Below are 16,521 nucleotides of genomic sequence, written 5' to 3'. Positions count from 1 at the left end.
TCGTCGCCCCGGGGCACGGGGACTGGCCCCCCGGCCGTTCTTCGGGCACGATCTGCGAGATGCCGTAAACCTACGGCTGCGTAACTTTGCCCGAGGGGAATCCCTTCCCGGGCAGAAGGAAGGGTCCGCCCCGCCCATGGCAGAGCTTGTCTACCGTCCCGCCGTCGGCCTCGCCCTGACGTTGTTCAAGGCCTGGGATCTGAAGATCGACTGCAAGGGGTCGGAGAACATCCCGCGCTCGGGCGGCGCCGTACTGGTGAGCAATCACATCAGCTACCTCGACTTCATCTTCAACGGCCTGGCGGCGCTCCCGCAGAAACGTCTCGTTCGTTTCATGGCGAAGGAGTCCGTCTTCCGCCACAAGATCTCCGGTCCGCTGATGCGCGGGATGAAGCACATTCCGGTGGACCGCAACCAGGGCGAGGCGGCCTACCAGCACGCGCTGGCCTCGCTGCGCTCGGGCGAGATCATCGGGGTCTTCCCCGAGGCGACCATCTCCCAGTCGTTCACGCTGAAGAGCTTCAAGTCGGGCGCGGCGCGCCTCGCGCAGGAGGCGGGCGTCCCGCTGATCCCGATGGCCGTGTGGGGGACGCAGCGGCTGTGGACGAAGGGCCACCCGCGCAACTTCAAGCGCAGCCACACCCCGATCACCATCCGGGTCGGCGAGGCGATCGAGGCGTCCAGGGACAAGTACGCGGGCGCCATCACCCGCCAGCTGCGCGAGCGCGTCCAGGAGCTGCTGGAGGCCGCCCAGCGCGCCTACCCGGTCCGCCCGAAGGACGCGAACGACACCTGGTGGATGCCGGCGCACCTGGGCGGTACGGCGCCCACGCCGGAGCAGGTGAAGGCGGCCGAGGCGCGCTGACGCGGTCGGGAGGCGCCTCAGGCCAGCTCGGCCGGGAGCGTCTCCCAGAGGTACGACCGGTCGGGGGCCGCCTTGAGCGCGGCCAGCACCGCCGGATGCGGTGCCGTGTACAGCACCGGATGATCCAGCTCGCCTTCCTCCCGGTCCGGGAGGAAGGCGAGCTGTTCGCCGTTCAGGGAGAACCGCGCGTCCACCCCGGGTTTGTTGCCGCGCGGGTCCTGGCGGTGCCAGGCGCCGTGGAACCGTACGGCGACCAGCCCGTGGACGCAGTGGCCGGCACCGGCGTCGTGCCTGAGGCGCTGGTAGCACAGTGCCGTCGGGATGTCCTCGGCGCGCAGCAGCGCGGTGAGCGCGTGGGCCTTGGCGTAGCAGATGCCCGTGCCCTGCTCCAGCACGTCGGAGGCGCGCCAGGTGACGCGCGGGTCCCCGGAGTCGTTCGAGTGGGGAATGGTGTCGCGCACGAAGTCGAAGGCCAGGTGCGCATAGGCATACGAGTCCACCGCGTCCCGGGCGAGTCGTGCGGCGGTCTCCCGGACGAGCGGGTGATGATGGTCGATGACCTCGTCGGCGGCCAGATACGCGGACAGGTCGGGGTTCTCCTGGATCAGCTCCATGATCGGAGAGCATAGAAACGCGACCACCCGACCGTCAATGATTTTTCGGTAGACCGCATATCTATGCATAACTCGGCTGGTCCGACGGGGCCGCCTAGTGCGCCATCTCCTCCTTGACCGCCGCGACGAACGCGTCCACGTCCTCCTCGGTGGTGTCGAAGGCGCACATCCAGCGCACGACGCCCGCGGCCTCGTCCCAGAAGTAGAACCGGAAACGCTTCTGCAGCCGCAGACCCACCTCGTGCGGCAGCCGGGCGAAGACCCCGTTGGCCTGGACCGGGTAGAGGATCTCCACGCCGTGCACCGCGCGCACGCCCTCCGCGAGCCGCTGGGCCATCTCGTTGGCGTGCCGGGCGTTGCGCAGCCACAGGTCCTTGGCGAGCAGTGCTTCCAGTTGCACGGAGACGAACCGCATCTTGGAGGCGAGTTGCATGGACAGCTTGCGCAGGTGCTTCATACGGCGGACGGCGTCCTGGTTGAGGACGACGACCGCCTCGCCGAAGAGAGCGCCGTTCTTCGTCCCGCCGAGGGAGAGGATGTCGACGCCGACCGCATTGGTGAAGGTCCGCATGGGGACGTCCAGGGAGGCGGCCGCGTTGGCCATGCGGGAGCCGTCCAGGTGGACCTTCATGCCCCGGGCGTGGGCGTGGTCGCAGATCGCGCGGATCTCGTCCGGGGTGTAGAGGGTGCCGAGCTCGGTGCTCTGGGTGATCGAGACGACCTGCGGCATCGCGCGGTGCTCGTCCTCCCAGCCCCAGGCCTGCCGGTCGATCAGCTCCGGGGTGAGCTTGCCGTCGGGGGTGGGGACCGTGAGCAGCTTCAGGCCGCCCATGCGCTCCGGAGCACCGCCCTCGTCCACGTTGATATGGGCGCTCTCGGCACAGATCACCGCTCCCCAGCGGTCGGTGACCGCCTGGAGCGCGACGACGTTGGCACCGGTGCCGTTGAAGACCGGGAACGCCTCGGCCGTCGGGCCGAAGTGGCTGCGGACGATCCGCTGGAGGTTCTCGGTGTAGTCGTCCTCGCCGTACGCGACCTGATGGCCGCCGTTGGCCAGGGCCAGGGCGGCCATCACCTCCGGGTGGGCCCCGGCGTAGTTGTCACTGGCGAAACCGCGGACCTCCGGGTCGTGGTGGCGACGGGCGTCGGTCTTCGGAGGGTTCACGGCTTCTCGGTGAGCCACAGACGCTGTCCGTTCACTTCGGGGGCGGATTTCTCCCAGACTCCCGCGATCGCCTCGGCGAGGTCCGTGACATCGGTGAAACCGGCGAACTTCGCGTTGGGCCGGTCGGCGCGCATCGCGTCGTGCACCAGCGCCTTCACCACCAGGATGGTGGCCGCGGCGGTGGGGCCCGCGGCGCCCCCGGCCTTGTGGAAGGCGTCCGCGAGCGCCAGGGTCCAGGCCTCGGCGGCGGCCTTGGCGGCGGCGTAGGCGGCGTTGCCCGCGGTGGGCTTCGAGGCGCCGGCCGCGCTGATCAGCACGTACCGCCCGTGCTCACTGCGCTGCAGGCCCTCGAAGAACGCCAGGGACGTGTGCTGCACGGTCTTGACGAGCAGCAGCTCGAGGAGGTCCCAGTCGTCCAGCCTGGTCTTGACGAAGGTCTCGCTGCCCCGCCAGCCGCCCACGAGGTGGACCAGGCCGTCGATGCGGCCGAAGTCCTTCTCGACGCGGGAGGCCCATTCGCGGGTGGAGTTCAGGTCGAGCAGGTCGACGGTGTCACCGGTGACGGTGGCGCCGCCGGCCTCGTAGCGGGCGTGGTCCACGGCCTCCGCCAGGCGCTCGGGATCGTTGTCCGAGCCCACGACGGTCGCGCCCGCCCGGGCGAGCCGGAGCAGTGCCGCGCGGCCCGCGGGTCCGCCCGCGCCGGCCACCGCGATCACCGCACCGTTGAGAGCGCCGTTCCCCATCCTTGCCTCCTGCTGAGCGGTGTCCGTACGGTCGCTCACGCGGCGACCCTCTCCGCGCTGTCCGCCGTGATGCCCTTGGTGGAGGCGATCACGTTCTTCAGCTTCTTGGACAGTGCCTCATAGAACATGCTCAGCGGAAACTCGTCAGGAAGCACGTCATCCACGAGTTTGCGCGGCGGCTGCGTCAGGTCGAGGGCATCGGGACCCTTGGCCCAGCGGGAGCCCGGGTGCGGGGCGAGGTAGGTGGAGACCAGCTCGTAGCCGGCGAACCAGTGGACCAGCTTCGGGCGGTCGATGCCGTCGCGGTACAGCTTCTCGATCTCGGCGCACAGCTCGTTGGTGACCCGCGGGGCGCGCTGCCAGTCGATGTGCAGCTTGTTGTCGGTCCAGCGGACGACCTCGTGCTTGTGCAGGTAGGCGAAGAGCAGCTGGCCGCCGAGGCCGTCGTAGTTGCGGACGCGTTCGCCGGTGACCGGGAAACGGAACATACGGTCGAAGAGGACCGCGTACTGCACGTCACGGGCCTGCGGGATGCCGTCGGCCTCGAGCTTCACGGCCTCCTTGAAGGCGGTGAGGTCGCAGCGCAGCTCCTCCAGGCCGTACATCCAGAACGGCTGGCGCTGCTTGATCATGAAGGGGTCGAAGGGCAGGTCGCCGTGGCTGTGGGTGCGGTCGTGGACCATGTCCCACAGGACGAAGGCCTCCTCGCAGCGCTTCTGGTCGTGGACCATGGCGGCGATGTCCTCGGGCAGCTCCAGGCCGAGGATGCCGACGGCCGCGTCGGTGACCCTGCGGAAGCGGGCGGCCTCGCGGTCGCAGAAGATGCCACCCCAGGAGAAACGTTCCGGCGCCTCACGGACGGCGATGGTCTCCGGGAAGAGCACGGCCGAGTTGGTGTCGTAGCCGGAGGTGAAGTCCTCGAAGGTGATGCCGCAGAACAGCGGGTTGTCGTAGCGGCTGCGCTCCAGCTCGGCCAGCCAGTCCGGCCAGACCATGCGCAGTACGACCGCCTCCAGGTTGCGGTCCGGGTTGCCGTTCTGCGTGTACATCGGGAAGACGACCAGGTGCTGCAGTCCGTCGGCGCGGTTCGCGGCGGGCTGGAAGGCGAGCAGCGAGTCGAGGAAGTCGGGCACCTCGAAACCGCCGTCGGCCCAGCGGCGCAGATCCTCCACCAGGGCACGGTGGTAGCCGGCGTCGTGCGGCAGCAGCGGGGAGAGCCGCTCGACCGCGCCGATCACGTCCCGTACGACCTGCTCGGCCTCGGCGCGCCCGGGGGCGTCCCCGGCGGTGAAGTCGATCGATCCGTCCTTGGACTGCCAGGGGCGGATCCGCTCCACGGCATCCTTGAGCACGGGCCACGCCGGGTGCTCCACCACCCTCGTTCCGGGAGGAACCTGCTCCCCCGTCGCCGCCTGCACAAGAATTTCCGTCATGTCCCATCCTCCACGGGAGAACCTCGCGTATGGCCACCGTATGCATACGAGGTTTCCCTCAGCAAGTGGGGCCGCCGGAAATTATCCTGCGCACCCTCGGTTTCACGTGAGTTTTTCCTGTCCGACATCCCAGGAGTGACTAGTTCCGCTACGGCTGGGCATACATGAGAACCACCCGTATCTACACGTGTCCATGACGAGCACAGGCCGTTAGGCTGCGAGTCCGCGCACCCGCTCGTCGACGGAAGCGAGTCCCGTCTTGAACTTCGTCACCATCGGTCATCGCGGCGTCATGGGGGTCGAGCCCGAGAACACCCTGCGCTCGTTCGTCGCCGCCGAGGAAGCCGGCCTCGATGTGATCGAGCTCGATCTGCATCTGAGCAAGGACGGCGCCCTGGTGATCATGCACGATCCGGACGTGGACCGTACGACGGACGGGACCGGGCCCATCGCCGACCAGACGCTCGCGGAGCTGAAGACCCTGGACGCGGGGCGCGGAGAGCGCGTGCCGGTGTTCGAGGAGGTCCTGGACGCCGTGGCCCTTCCGCTGCAGGCCGAGATCAAGGACGTGCAGGCGGCGCGGGCCCTGGCCGAGGTGATGCGGGACCGGGATCTGGTGGGCCGGGTGGAGGTGTCCTCGTTCCACGACGAGGCGGTGGCCGAGATGGCCCGGCTGGTGCCGGGGGTGCGCACCGCGCTGATCGGCAGCCGCTACGGCCTTGACATCGTTGCCCGGGCCGTGGACGCCGGGGCCACGACGGTGTGCCTCAACCTGCGGCGTCTCACGCTGGAGATCGTCGAGGAGGCCCGCAGACGGGATCTGCGGATCATCGGCTGGGTCGTCAACACCCAGCACCAGCTGCGGCTGGTGCGCGCGCTGGAGCTGGACGGCGCGACCACGGACTACCCGGAGATCCGGCGCACGGGGCGCTTCACGGCGTGAGGGGTGCCCGGTGAGGGGCCCCGTGAGCGGTGTCAGGCGAGCGCCTTGACCAGCAGCTCGAACTGCAGGTCGTCGCGCTGCGGGACGCCGAAGCGCTCGTCGCCGTAGGGGAAGGGCGTCATGCGTCCGGTACGGCGGTAGCCGCGCCGCTCGTACCAGGCGATCAGGTCGTCGCGTACGGAGATCACCGTCATGTGCATCTCGGTGGCGCCCCAGACCTCCCGGGCCTGGCGCTCCGCCTCGGCGAGGACCGTCCGGCCGAGGCCGCCGCCCTGGGCCGTGGGACTGACCGCGAACATGCCGAAGTAGGCGTGGTCGCCGCGGTGTTCGAGCTGGCAGCAGGCGACGATCCGGCCGTCGCGCTCGACCGTGAGCACCCGGCCGTCGGCCGACCCGATGATCTCCAGCACGCCCTCGGGGTCGGTCCGCTGCCCCTGGAGGATGTCCGCCTCCGTGGTCCAGCCGGCCCTGCTGGACTCCCCGCGGTAGGCCGACTCGACCAGCGCGACCAGCTCGTGCACATCGGCGTCGGTGGCGTCACGGAAGCTGAGGGGGGTGGCGGCGGTGTCCATGCGGGGGTCTCCGGTGTTGTGGCGCGGCTGGGACTCGGACGAGGGTATCCCCACCGGCTCCGCGCCGGTCCGGCCGCTCGGCGCGGCGGTGAGCAACTGGGGGGTGTTTCGAAAGTCCCGCACGGCACCCGCGGCGCCCGGCACGTACTCGCGCCGCACCGGCCGAAACCCCAAGTACGTCCAGTACGAGGGCTTCCGGCCGGCACGACGAGAGCACGCTCCCCCACTCTCGGCTTCGCTCGAGCGGGGGGACCCCCACGACGCCGTTCCTCGACGGGCAAACGTTGCCTGCCGCGGCACTAGGCTCCCGCCGCATGGTGCACGTACTCAGCAGCAGGGTCCTTCTCCGTCCCACCGACCCCGAGCGCTCGCGCTCCTTCTACGGCGAGCAGCTCGGACTCGCGGTCTACCGCGAGTTCGGTACGGGGCCGGAGCGCGGGGTCGTCTACTTCCTCGGCGGCGGTTTCCTGGAACTCTCCGGGCGGGCGCTGACGGCGCCGGATCCCGCCGTACGGCTGTGGTTGCAGGTCGCGGACGTGACGGCGGCGTACGAGGAGCTGCGGGCGAAGGGGGTCGCCGTCGTGCGGCCGCCGGTGAAGGAGCCGTGGGGGCTGGTGGAGATGTGGATCGAGGATCCGGACGGGACGCCGATCGTGGTCGTGGAGGTGCCGGCGGATCATCCGATCAGGTATCGGCCGGGGATGTGAAGGCCGCCCACTGACTCCGTGGGCTACGGTCGGCGGCGAGTGCGGGTGCGTTGTGCCTGGTCGCGCGGTTCCCCCCAGGGGGTCTCGGCGGCCCTCGCCGGAAGGTGAGCGGATGCCGGGCGGGCAGGGCGGGCTTAGCGTGCTGGAGGGGTCCCCTTTCTGGAAGGAACGCCATGAAGCTCGACGCGCCCGTGCCCGGCGGGCCCTGCTGGGCCGAGCTGGGGACCAGTGATCCGGAGGCGGCGAAGCGGTTCTACGCCGAGCTGTTCGGCTGGCGCGCGGAGACCGATCCCCGGCAGGAGGCGGGCGGCTACACCGTCGCCCACCTCGGCGAGGCGGCCGTCGCCGCGCTGACCCCCCTCTACCAGAAGGCGCAGCCGTGCGCCTGGAACGTGTCGTTCGCGGTGACCGACGCCGATGTCAGCGCACGGCTGGTCACCGAGGCCGGCGGCAAGGTGCTGGTCGGCCCCATGGACATCTTCGACGTGGGCCGTTTCGTGGTCGCCCTCGATCCGGGCGGGGCCGCGTTCCAGCTCTGGCAGGCGCGGAGCTTTCCCGGAGCGGGGCTGTTCAACGCGCCCGGCTCGCTCGGCTGGGTGGAACTGCTGACCCGCGATCCGGACCGGGCGGAGACCTTCTACACGACGGTCTTCGGCTGGACCGTGAGCTCGTCGGAGAACTACATGCGGTGGGGCGTCGGAGGCGCCGACTTCGGCGGCATGATCAGGATGGACGAGACGTTCCCGGACGAGGTGCCCCCGCACTGGCTGCCGTACTTCGCGGTGGCCGACGTGGACGCCTCCACCGCCACCGCGACCGGGGCCGGCGGCAGCGCGCTGACGGAGCCCACCTCCGTGCCCCACGGCCCGCGGATCGCCGTGTTGCGGGATCCGCAGGGCGCGGCGTTCGGGGTGTACCGGGCGGGCGACGAGAGGTGAACTCCGGGCGTTGCGGGTGGCGGTGGAGCGCTCAGGCTCCGAGCGGCCGCATGTGGCCTTCCAGACGGCTCAGCAACTCGCCGAGAAGTTCAGCGAGTTCGCCCTGACGGTCGCCGTCCAGGGGGGACAGCACGGCCCGCTCGTAGGCGAGTTGCTCCGGGAGGACGGAGTCGACCAGGTCACGGCCGGCGTCGGTGAGGCGGAGGTGGGCGACGCGGCGGTCGCGGGTGTCGCCCCGGCGTTCCACCAGGCCGCGTTCGGTGAGCTGCTTGAGGCGCTTGGTGACGGCGGCTCCGGAGGAGAAGGTCTCCCGGACCAGGTCGCCGGGGGTCAGTTCATGGCCGGTGCGGCGCAGCGCGCCGAGCAGGTCGAACTCCGGGCGGCTCAGGCCCGCCCGGCGCAGGGGCGCGTCCTCGGCCTGCTGGAGCAGGGCGGCGCAGCGGTTGACGCGGCCGATGATCTCCATGGGCCCGGTGTCCAGGTCGGGCCGTACGGCCTGCCACTGCCCCACCACCGCCGCGACGGTGTCCCCCCTCGCCCCGTCTCCGGCCGCCGCTGGTCCCCGCGTCCCCGTCATCGCCGTACGCCCTCCGCTTCCGTGGTCGCGTCCCGGCCCAGGAGCAGCCCCTGGTGCCGTACCGTCGCGGCGAGCGTACGGTGTCCGGACCGCTCGGCCGCCACGACCCGCTCCTCGGGCAGGGCGCGCCGCCACCACTCGCCGGACGCGGTGTCGGCGGTGGCCCGCAGGTCCACCAGGGCGGCGGCGAGGGAACGGCGGGCGGACTCCAGGGCTGCGGCGGGCGCGCGCTGCGGCTGTGCCACCAGGCGGGCGGCGTGCTCGCGCGCCTCCGACACGGTGGTCAGGGCGCGCTCCAGACGGTCGCCGCAGCGGCGGTCGGTGACGGCGACCGCGGCGACGAAGCCGACGGCCGCGCCGACCAGGGTGTCCACCAGGCGCTCGGTGATGAGCGGGCCCGCGTCCTGGTAGTGGGCGAACTCGGTGATCAGCAGGGCCATCGGGGTGACGCAGACGCCGCCGAGCCAGTAGTTGCGGCCGATCAACGCCTCCGCGCCGAAGTGGAGGGCGAGGCAGACGAGGACCAGGGCCGCCTGGTGGAGATGGGCGAGGGGGACGAGCGCGGCGAAGGCGAGGACCCCGACGAGGTTGCCGACCACGCGCTGCACGGCGCGGTTCCAGGTGAGGGTGAGGTTCGCCTGGTAGAGGGAGGCGGCGGTGACCAGGGCCCAGTAGGGGCGGCCGACTCCGAGGGCGAGCGAGGCGTATCCGGCGAGGGCGCAGCCGAGGGCGGTGCGGGCGGCGATCGGCGCGAGCGGGCCGAGCCTGTGCCGCCACGGTGGGGGTGGGGTGGCCGTCCCGGCGTCGATGCCGAGGAGTTCGTCGTCGTCCAGGAGGTCGTCGGGGCGCGGGACGGGGCCGGTGCCGCGCAGGGCGTGGGCCCAGGTGCGCAGCGGTTCGGGGTCGGTGTCGGCGGGGGCGGCGAGGGCGGTCTCGGCGCGGATCAGGAGCCGTTCCAGGGCACGGTGGGTGTCCTTGCGGCGTTCGGGGGTGCGGGCCGCGAGGAGGGTCTGCCATGCCGCGTGGACGGCGGCGGCCGCGGTGGCTAGGGCACGGCTTTCGACGGGGCCGGGCGGCACCGGCCCGCGCGTCGCCGTCCTGCGTGCGGTGACGTACGCGGCGGCCGTGCGCAGGGCGTGGGCGGTGGCCCGGCGCTCCGGGCCGTGGGGGCGTACGAGTCCCGGGGCCATGCCGATCAGCCAGGCCCAGCCGCCCGCGGCCAGCGCCAGGCCCAGATGGCCGGGGATCCGGTCGAGGGTCTGGGGGGTGAACAGCGCGGCGGAGCTGACGAAGGTGAGGACGACGTTGGCGGGCGGCCCGAGGCGGGTCGCGTCGCAGAGCGCCTTCTGGGCGGCCGCCAGGAGCGCGCCCACGGTGACCAGGACGACCGGATCCGCGGTGAGCCCGGCGGCGAGGAGCGCCACTGCCAGCCCGCCGGTCATGCCCAGGACCACCAGGGCGAGCACCCGGGCGCGGGCGGCGTAGGGGCGGTTGTGGGCGTACAGGGCGCACAGGGAACCGGCCATCGTGTACACCGCCAGGTCGAGCCGGCCGAGGGCCAGCAGGATCAGGTTCGGCGGGGCGACCGCGGCGACGACGCTGAGGGCGGGCTTGAACCAGATGTCGGAGGGACGGCCGAGGCGCAGGACGCCGGCCAGCGGGAGGCGGGAGGCGGGCACGCTCATCAATTTAGCATGTGTTTTACTCGTGAAATATATGTGGTACGCCGCTGGACATGGCGTGGCGCGTGCCGAGTGCTCCCTCGCATGCTCCCCGTGTACTTCGTTGCGCCGCGTGCGCGCCGCATGCCGTGGGCATCGCATCTCTCGACGCGACCGTCGAGCGGGGAGGTGCGCGTGCACGGACCGACTTCGCCCGGCTGGCTGCTGGTCACGCTGTGTGCGGCGACCGGGGCCTACTGTCTGCTGCGGATGCGCAGCCGTGTGGAGGAGCAGCGCAGAGCCGCGGGCGGCGAGGCGCTCATGGGGTTCGGGATGGCCGTGATGGCGGTGCCCCCGGCGGTGTTCACCCCGCCGTCGTGGGCCTGGCCGGCGTACGCGGCGGTGTTCGGCGCGGCCGGGCTGCGCGCCCTGTGGTCGGCTCGTGCGGACGCCCATCATCTGCACCACCTGGTGGGGACCGCGGCCATGGTCTACATGGCGGTCACGATGGCCCTCTCCCCGCCCCACGCGCACCCGCACGGCACCGCCTCCGGTGTCCCGCTCCTCACGGGGACACTGCTGCTGTACTTCACCGGATACGTCCTTCTGTCCGGGGTACGGCTGCTGCCGTTGACGGGGTCCGCCGCGACCACGGGCGCCGGTGGAGCCGCCGTCGGCTGGAGCGACCGGCCCGAGCTGGCGCGGGCGTGCCGGCTGTCGATGGGGATCGGGATGCTGGCGATGCTGCTGACCATGTGACCGGGCCCGGTCCCCCCAACTCGGCCGTGGCCTGCGTCACTTTGCCCGGGCAAGCCGTACCCCTGAGCGGCGCGCCGCTCATAGGGTGCTGCCCATGATGGTCCCCGCGGTCCTGCTGCTGCTCGGCGCCCTGACCGCTGTCGGCGCACCCCGGCTGCTCGCCCGTGCCGACTGGCCGGACCGCGAACCGGTGGTCGCGCTGTGGGCCTGGCAGTGCGTGGTGGCGGCGGTCCTGCTGTGCTGCGCGCTGTCGATGACGCTGAGCGCGGCGGCGGCCTGGCAGGCGGTGCGCGGTCATGTCTTCGCGCCGGCGCCGCGGGCGGTCGTGGAGGCCTACTCCCTCGGCTCGACCGGCCCGTGGGCGGCGGCCACCGCGGTCGCCCTGGCCTGTGCCGGGCTGTGGAGCGGGGCGATGCTCGTCCGGGAGGTGGCGCGCGCCCGGGCCGGCGGTAGGACGCGGCGCGCCGAACTGCGGTTGCGTGCCCCGCTGTTGCCGGGCGAGGAGCCGGAGACGGGTCGGCTCGTGGTGCTGGAGGGCGAGCGGTCCGACGCGTGGTGGCTGGCGGGGGCGGCACCCCGACTGGTTGTCACCACGGCCGCGTTGCGCCGACTGAAAGGCCGTCAGCTCGATGCCCTGCTCGCGCACGAGCAGGGTCACGCGCAGGCCCGCCACCACTGGCTGCTGCACTCGTCGTCCGCGCTGGCCACCGGGTTTCCGCAGGTGCCGGTGTTCGCGGCGTTCCGCGACGAGATGCACCGGCTGGTGGAACTGGCCGCCGACGACATGGCCTCGCGCCGCTTCGGCCGGCTGACCACCGCGCTCGCCCTGGTCGAGCTCAACGAGGACCGCGGGGTGTTCGGCCCCTCCCCCACCCCGCAGGCGCATGTCCCCCAGCGGGTCCACCGACTGCTCACACCCCCGGACCGGCTCACGGCTGCCCGCCGGCTGCGTCTGACGGCGGCGGCCTCACTGGTCCCGGTGATCCCGGTGCTGGTGACACTGGTGCCGGGGCTACGGGCGCTGGGCTGAGCGCGGGGAGCCGATCGCGGGACCGCGGCACCCCGGCTTCCGCTCCGGGACACGCGGGCCCCGCCTGAGCGACACCCCTGGTTGGCTTCCGACCCCTTGGGTCGGCGAGGATCGCATCATGCACACCCGGTCCGTCGACTCCCCGCCCCGACCGCCCGCCCCGGGCACGGCCCGCCGACTCGCCGTGCCCCTCGGACTGTGCTCGGTCGTCCTGCTCGTCCTGGTGGTGACCAAGTGGCACCCCCTGATGTCCGTCGACGGCGGCATCTCCCGCACGACGCACCGCTGGGCCCTGGCCGACCCGGACGTCACCCAGGCCTGCCGGATCCTCACGGACTGGGTGTGGGATCCGCTGACCATGCGCCTGCTGGGGGCGGCGGTGGCGGTGTGGCTGGTGTGGCGGTACGCCGCATGGTGGACGGCGGGCTGGCTGGTGGTCACGTCGGCCGTGGGCACGCTGCTCCAGCAGGGCCTGAAGGCCGCGGTCGACCGGAACCGCCCGGTCTGGCCCGACCCCGTGGACTCCGCCCACTACCAGGCGTATCCCTCGGGCCACGCCCTGACCGCCACCGTGGTCCTGGGCCTCCTCCTCTGGCTCCTGCACCGCCATGGAGTGAGCCGCCAGCTGTGGTGTACGGCGGTGACGGTGGTGGTCGTCTCCGTGATCGGCGTGGGCGTGACGCGGGTCTGGCTGGGCGTCCACTGGCCCTCGGACGTCCTCGGCGGCTGGCTCCTCGGCGCCCTGCTGGTGACCTCGGCCATCACGGCCCACCACCGCTGGCACCCGTGACCGGGCCGCCGTACGCCCATGTCGGCCCCGAGGACATCCGCCGGGCGGTCGCCCCGGGCACCGGGGGCACCTGGTGCGCGACGCCGTCGATCTCCTGGCGTTCCGGGCGGAGGACGAGGAGCCGTACACCTACGTCGTCGGTCTCGACGGACGGCTGCGACCGGCACCGCGCCGCAGCGAACACGTGGCCTGCGCGAGCGGCGAGGACGTGCTCGGCGCGGGCGAGATCTCGTTCCGCCGTGGCCGACGGGGCTGGGAGGTGCACGAGGTCGGCAATCAGTCCACCGGCTACTGTCCGGACCCCGGCTGCTGGCCGGCTGTCGCCCTCGCCCTGCACCGGGCCGGGATCGCGCGGCCCGTCGGGTTCACGCAGGCCCTGGTGTTCCGGCGCTGCGAGCGGTGCCGTGAGATCAATGTGGTGCGGGAAGCCGTGTAAGTCTGCGTGTTCTGCGAGGACGACCTGCCTTTCGTGTGGAACGTGGCCCCACGGGATCCTCCCCGTTCCTAGGATCAAGCCCATGGCTGCCGTTCTGTTCGACTTCTCCGGGACCCTCTTTCGCGTCGAGTCCACCGAGACCTGGTTGCGTGCCGTGCTGAGGGGCGCCGGGGCCGGGTGGCCGGAGGGGGAGGTGGCCGCCACGGCGCGGGCGCTGGAGGCGGCCGGGGCGTTGCCGGGTGGGGCGGCTCCCGGGCGGGTGCCCGAGGAGCTGGCCGGGCTGTGGGGCGTGCGGGACGAGAGTGCCGCGGCGCATCGGGCCGCGTACACCGGGCTGTCGCGGCAGGTGGCGCTGCCGGATCCGCGGCTGCACGACGCGCTGTACGACCGGCACATGACACCGGCGGCCTGGGCGCCGTACCCCGATGCCGTCGAGGTGCTGAGCGGGCTGCGGGAGCGGGGGATCGGGGTGGGCGTGGTCAGCAACATCGGGTGGGATCTGCGGCCGGTGTTCCGGGAGCACGGGCTGGACCGGTTCGTCGACACGTATGTGCTGTCGTACGAGCACGGGGTGCAGAAGCCGGACCCACGGCTGTTCGCGACGGCCTGCGAGGCGCTCGGGGTCGATCCGCGGGCCGTCCTGATGGTCGGGGACGACCGGCGGGCGGACGGCGGGGCCGCGGCGCTGGGTTGCGCGGTGCACTTCGTGGACCATCTCCCGGCGGCGGAGCGGCCGGACGGGCTGCGGCCGGTCCTGGACCTGGTGGGCCGGAGCGAGGGGGCCGGGAACCGGTAGCCCGAGGCCACCATCGGGGCGAAGGCACGCCCACTCTGGACGATCCCCCGCGTCGCCCAGAGCAGGCGGCAGCCCGGCCGCGCTCCGTGCGGAGCCGTCCAGGATGCCCTGATTATAGTTGGCTGATAGCCAGTCAACACAGGAGTTACAGGATGTCCCCGCGCAGCGCCTCGGTCAATGAAGAATTGCGGCGGCGTTCGCGGGAACGGCTGTTGCAGGCGGCGCTGGAGCTGGTGAGCGAGCGCGGGTACGAGGCGACGACGCTCGCCGACATCGCCGACCGGGCGGGTTCGGCCCGGGGGCTGGTGTCCTACTACTTCCCCGGCAAGCGGCAGTTGGTGCAGTCGGCGGTGCACCGGCTGATGCACCGCACGCTGGAGGAGGCCCTGGAGCGGGAGCCGCGCACCGAGGACGGCGGGGAGCGGATGGCGCGGGCCATCGACGCGATCCTCGGACTGGCCGGGGACCGTACGGTGCTGATGCGGCAGCACATGGCCGGGCTGCTGCAGGCCGAGGGATTCGTGCGGTGTCCGGAGCAGCAGCGGCTGGCCGAGTTGCTGCGGGACACCGCCGCCCGGCACGGCTCGCGGGACGTCGACCGCGACTACCCGCTGCTGCGCTCCCAGCTCATGGGCGCCGTCTACGCGCTGGTGCTGCCCCAGGTGCCGCTGTCCCGGGCGACGTTGCGCGCCGAGCTGTTCCGACGCTATCGGCTGGACTGGGAGTCGGGCCTCCCGCCGGACGCCGAGGCGCCCGACGGGAGGTGCGGAACGGATCTGTCGCGCTTCTTCGCGACGGAGCCGCCCGACGGAGATCAGTCGAAGTAGTCCGGCTGCGTCTGGACGTTGAGCTCCCGCAGATGGATCCGCTTGGCCGGATCCGTGCGGCGGTCGCTGAGCTTGAGCACGTCGAAGCCCTTGGTGATGTCGTTCGCGTAGATGTAGCCGTTGTAGTAGTACGCCGACCACGCGCCGCCGACCGACAGCGCGGTCGTGCTCAGCGGGCCGCGCTCGAAGTAGGCGATCTCCTTCGGACTGGCGGAGTCGGTGAAGTCCCAGACCGAGACGCCGCCCTGGTACCAGGCCTGGACCATGAGGTCCTTGCCCTTGACGGGGATCAGCGAGCCGTTGTGGGCCACGCAGTTCTCGGTGTCCGCCTGGTGGCGGGGGATCTTGTAGTAGCTGCGGAAGACGAGCTTGCGCTTGTCGCCCTTGCCGACGATGTCGTAGATGCCGTCGGCGCCGCGGTTCGGGCCGATCGCCGCGTTGCAGGTGGCCGCTCCGCCGCCGCCCAGCTCATCGGTGAAGACGACCTTGTTCGCCTTCTGGTTGAAGGTCGCCGAGTGCCAGAACGCGAAGTTCACGTTGTCCTGCACCTGGTCGATGACCTTGGGGTTCTCGGGATCCTTGATGGAGAAGAGGATGCCGTCGCCCATGCAGGCGCCGGCCGCGAGGTCCTTCTCCGGGAGCACGGTGATGTCGTGGCAGCCGGTGGTCTTGGACACGCCCGGGTTGGTGGGCGAGCCGGGGTTGCCGCCGCCGTCCGGGCCCTCGCCCGGGAAGAGGACGGGGAAGTTGACGACCGCGGCCGTCTCGGGCGCCTTGCGCGGCACCTTGATGACGGAGATGCCGTCGTGCGGGGGCTGGCAGTCGGGGTAGGTGGCGCTCGGCGAGTACGAGGAGACGTAGATGTAGACGTTCTTGCGCTCGGGCACCAGGGTGTGGGTGTGCGAGCCGCAGGCGGTCTCGACGGCGGCGACGTACTTCGGGTTCCTCTTGTCGCTGATGTCGAAGACCTTCATGCCCTCCCAGGAGGACTTCTCGGTCGCGGGCTGCGTGGTGCTGTTGCAACTGCTGTCGCTGCGCGAGGAGTCGGTGGACAGGAAGAGCAGGTCGCCGGAGACGGAGATGTCGTTCTGCGAGCCGGGGCAGAGCACCTGGGAGACGGTCTTCGGGGCCTTCGGGTCGCTGATGTCGAAGACGCGGAAGCCGTCGTAGTTGCCGGCGAAGGCGTACTTCCCCTGGAAGGCGAGGTCCGAATTGGTTCCCGTCAGCGCGTCCTTGGGGATGTTGGTGAGGTGTTCGACGTTGTCGGAGTGGACGATCTCGTCCTGCCCGGGTATCTCGCCGTCGGCGATCGCCGCGGCGGCCTCGGCCTGGGCGCTGCGGGACACCCCGCGCTCCGCGGTCGGCGCGTCCCCGGGGTCCGGGGTGGCGGCCGCCGGGACCGCGGTGAGCAGCGCGGCCAGGAGCCCGGTACAGGCGGCGGTGACGCCCAGCCGTCTGCGCCGCGTTCGGGGATCGTTCAACAGGGTCACTGCATCCTCCCTCGTTGCCGTTCCTGTGGAACGGTTCACGGTCCTCTGAAGTATCGTCTTCATCATGCACATATCAAAGGCTGGTAACGCACTCGTCATGAATCTTTCCGGTCAGTGATGCGAGGATCCGGAGCGTGAGCCGGTCGAACAGCCGTAAGTGAGAGGTTCGGACCAC

The 16,521-nt window shown here is 71.6% G+C and carries 18 protein-coding genes; 10 read left to right on the top strand and 8 right to left on the bottom strand.

Annotation, left to right across the window (positions count from 1 at the left end):
• Positions 1-136 precede the first annotated feature (136 nt).
• Positions 137-865, top strand: a complete 729-nt coding sequence (locus OG852_RS42020; RefSeq protein ID WP_330350617.1) for a lysophospholipid acyltransferase family protein — start codon at positions 137-139, stop codon at positions 863-865.
• A 17-nt stretch (positions 866-882) separates the two neighbouring features.
• Here the strand turns inward: OG852_RS42020 and OG852_RS42015 are convergent, their stop codons facing one another.
• The 4 genes from OG852_RS42015 to OG852_RS42000 form a co-directional block, all read right to left on the bottom strand.
• A complete protein-coding gene (locus tag OG852_RS42015) occupies positions 883-1,479 on the bottom strand; it encodes a transglutaminase-like domain-containing protein (RefSeq protein ID WP_330350616.1) in 597 nt (198 codons plus the stop codon).
• 94 nt (positions 1,480-1,573) lie between these two features.
• Positions 1,574-2,644, bottom strand: coding sequence for a threonine aldolase family protein (locus tag OG852_RS42010; RefSeq protein WP_133913005.1), 1,071 nt, complete (start codon positions 2,642-2,644; stop codon positions 1,574-1,576).
• The gene (locus OG852_RS42005) at positions 2,641-3,387 is read right to left on the bottom strand and encodes an SDR family NAD(P)-dependent oxidoreductase (protein ID WP_133913272.1); all 747 of its coding nucleotides are present in this window, start codon (positions 3,385-3,387) and stop codon (positions 2,641-2,643) included. The genes OG852_RS42010 and OG852_RS42005 overlap by 4 nt, the downstream gene beginning before the upstream one ends.
• Positions 3,388-3,422: 35 nt before the next feature.
• Positions 3,423-4,820, bottom strand: a complete 1,398-nt coding sequence (locus OG852_RS42000) for a DUF6421 family protein (RefSeq protein WP_133913004.1) — start codon at positions 4,818-4,820, stop codon at positions 3,423-3,425.
• 259 nt (positions 4,821-5,079) lie between these two features.
• On the opposite strand from OG852_RS42000, the gene OG852_RS41995 reads away from it, so the two are divergent.
• Positions 5,080-5,763, top strand: a complete 684-nt coding sequence (locus OG852_RS41995; RefSeq protein ID WP_133913003.1) for a glycerophosphodiester phosphodiesterase — start codon at positions 5,080-5,082, stop codon at positions 5,761-5,763.
• Between the two features lie 32 nt (positions 5,764-5,795).
• On the opposite strand, the gene OG852_RS41990 is transcribed toward OG852_RS41995, so the two are convergent.
• Positions 5,796-6,335 carry a GNAT family N-acetyltransferase gene (locus tag OG852_RS41990; protein WP_133913271.1) on the bottom strand — a complete coding sequence of 180 codons (540 nt, stop codon included), beginning with the start codon at positions 6,333-6,335 and terminating at the stop codon, positions 5,796-5,798.
• Between the two features lie 314 nt (positions 6,336-6,649).
• On the opposite strand from OG852_RS41990, the gene OG852_RS41985 reads away from it, so the two are divergent.
• Both OG852_RS41985 and OG852_RS41980 read left to right on the top strand, forming a co-directional pair.
• A complete protein-coding gene (locus OG852_RS41985) occupies positions 6,650-7,042 on the top strand; it encodes a VOC family protein (RefSeq protein ID WP_133913002.1) in 393 nt (130 codons plus the stop codon).
• A gap of 173 nt (positions 7,043-7,215) precedes the next feature.
• Positions 7,216-7,980 carry a VOC family protein gene (locus tag OG852_RS41980; RefSeq protein WP_133913001.1) on the top strand — a complete coding sequence of 255 codons (765 nt, stop codon included), beginning with the start codon at positions 7,216-7,218 and terminating at the stop codon, positions 7,978-7,980.
• Between the two features lie 31 nt (positions 7,981-8,011).
• Here OG852_RS41980 and OG852_RS41975 read toward each other — a convergent pair whose 3' ends face one another.
• Positions 8,012-8,557: a MarR family winged helix-turn-helix transcriptional regulator gene (locus OG852_RS41975; RefSeq protein ID WP_133913000.1), complete on the bottom strand. Its 546-nt coding sequence runs from the start codon at positions 8,555-8,557 to the stop codon at positions 8,012-8,014.
• On the bottom strand, positions 8,554-10,242 hold the full coding sequence (locus OG852_RS41970) for an FUSC family protein (protein WP_330350615.1): 1,689 nt from the start codon (positions 10,240-10,242) through the stop codon (positions 8,554-8,556). The genes OG852_RS41975 and OG852_RS41970 overlap by 4 nt, the downstream gene beginning before the upstream one ends.
• A 171-nt stretch (positions 10,243-10,413) precedes the next feature.
• Here OG852_RS41970 and OG852_RS41965 point away from each other — a divergent pair, with 171 nt between their 5' ends.
• The 6 genes from OG852_RS41965 to OG852_RS41940 all read left to right on the top strand — a co-directional run bounded on the left by OG852_RS41965 (position 10,414) and on the right by OG852_RS41940 (position 14,856).
• The gene (locus OG852_RS41965) at positions 10,414-10,977 is read left to right on the top strand and encodes a DUF5134 domain-containing protein (RefSeq protein ID WP_330350614.1); all 564 of its coding nucleotides are present in this window, start codon (positions 10,414-10,416) and stop codon (positions 10,975-10,977) included.
• Positions 10,978-11,071: 94 nt separating this feature from the next.
• Positions 11,072-12,007 (top strand): M56 family metallopeptidase, encoded by a 936-nt coding sequence (locus tag OG852_RS41960; protein ID WP_133912997.1) that lies wholly within the window; start codon positions 11,072-11,074, stop codon positions 12,005-12,007.
• 118 nt (positions 12,008-12,125) lie between these two features.
• Complete coding sequence (locus OG852_RS41955; RefSeq protein ID WP_133912996.1) at positions 12,126-12,797, top strand: phosphatase PAP2 family protein; 672 nt, start codon at positions 12,126-12,128, stop codon at positions 12,795-12,797.
• 73 nt (positions 12,798-12,870) lie between these two features.
• The gene (locus OG852_RS41950) at positions 12,871-13,233 is read left to right on the top strand and encodes a hypothetical protein (protein ID WP_330350613.1); all 363 of its coding nucleotides are present in this window, start codon (positions 12,871-12,873) and stop codon (positions 13,231-13,233) included.
• An 82-nt stretch (positions 13,234-13,315) separates the two neighbouring features.
• Entirely contained in the window at positions 13,316-14,029 is a 714-nt protein-coding gene (locus OG852_RS41945) for an HAD family hydrolase (protein WP_133912994.1), read from the top strand.
• A gap of 152 nt (positions 14,030-14,181) precedes the next feature.
• Positions 14,182-14,856 (top strand): TetR/AcrR family transcriptional regulator, encoded by a 675-nt coding sequence (locus tag OG852_RS41940; protein WP_133912993.1) that lies wholly within the window; start codon positions 14,182-14,184, stop codon positions 14,854-14,856.
• Here the strand turns inward: OG852_RS41940 and OG852_RS41935 are convergent.
• Positions 14,844-16,346: an LVIVD repeat-containing protein gene (locus OG852_RS41935; protein ID WP_133912992.1), complete on the bottom strand. Its 1,503-nt coding sequence runs from the start codon at positions 16,344-16,346 to the stop codon at positions 14,844-14,846. The genes OG852_RS41940 and OG852_RS41935 overlap by 13 nt on opposite strands.
• Positions 16,347-16,521: the final 175 nt, after the last annotated feature.

The sequence above is a fragment of the Streptomyces sp. NBC_00582 genome (assembly GCF_036345155.1).
Classification (GTDB): Bacteria; Actinomycetota; Actinomycetes; order Streptomycetales; family Streptomycetaceae; genus Streptomyces.
Note: the sequence above shows the minus strand (reverse complement) of the source record. Positions and strands in the feature narration are given on the sequence as shown.

What these genes read in the sequence shown, in the direction of transcription:
- OG852_RS41960 (WP_133912997.1), top strand. Translation starts at nt 11,072, where the DNA reads ATGATGGTCCCCGCGGTCCTGCTGCTGCTCGGCGCCCTGACCGCTGTC.
- OG852_RS41940 (WP_133912993.1), top strand. Translation starts at nt 14,182, where the DNA reads ATGTCCCCGCGCAGCGCCTCGGTCAATGAAGAATTGCGGCGGCGTTCG.
- OG852_RS42000 (WP_133913004.1), bottom strand. Translation starts at nt 4,820, where the DNA reads ATGACGGAAATTCTTGTGCAGGCGGCGACGGGGGAGCAGGTTCCTCCC.
- OG852_RS41985 (WP_133913002.1), top strand. Translation starts at nt 6,650, where the DNA reads ATGGTGCACGTACTCAGCAGCAGGGTCCTTCTCCGTCCCACCGACCCC.
- OG852_RS41990 (WP_133913271.1), bottom strand. Translation starts at nt 6,335, where the DNA reads ATGGACACCGCCGCCACCCCCCTCAGCTTCCGTGACGCCACCGACGCC.
- OG852_RS42015 (WP_330350616.1), bottom strand. Translation starts at nt 1,479, where the DNA reads ATGGAGCTGATCCAGGAGAACCCCGACCTGTCCGCGTATCTGGCCGCC.
- OG852_RS41980 (WP_133913001.1), top strand. Translation starts at nt 7,216, where the DNA reads ATGAAGCTCGACGCGCCCGTGCCCGGCGGGCCCTGCTGGGCCGAGCTG.
- OG852_RS41955 (WP_133912996.1), top strand. Translation starts at nt 12,126, where the DNA reads ATGCACACCCGGTCCGTCGACTCCCCGCCCCGACCGCCCGCCCCGGGC.
- OG852_RS41970 (WP_330350615.1), bottom strand. Translation starts at nt 10,242, where the DNA reads ATGAGCGTGCCCGCCTCCCGCCTCCCGCTGGCCGGCGTCCTGCGCCTC.
- OG852_RS41945 (WP_133912994.1), top strand. Translation starts at nt 13,316, where the DNA reads ATGGCTGCCGTTCTGTTCGACTTCTCCGGGACCCTCTTTCGCGTCGAG.
- OG852_RS41975 (WP_133913000.1), bottom strand. Translation starts at nt 8,557, where the DNA reads ATGACGGGGACGCGGGGACCAGCGGCGGCCGGAGACGGGGCGAGGGGG.
- OG852_RS42005 (WP_133913272.1), bottom strand. Translation starts at nt 3,387, where the DNA reads ATGGGGAACGGCGCTCTCAACGGTGCGGTGATCGCGGTGGCCGGCGCG.
- OG852_RS42020 (WP_330350617.1), top strand. Translation starts at nt 137, where the DNA reads ATGGCAGAGCTTGTCTACCGTCCCGCCGTCGGCCTCGCCCTGACGTTG.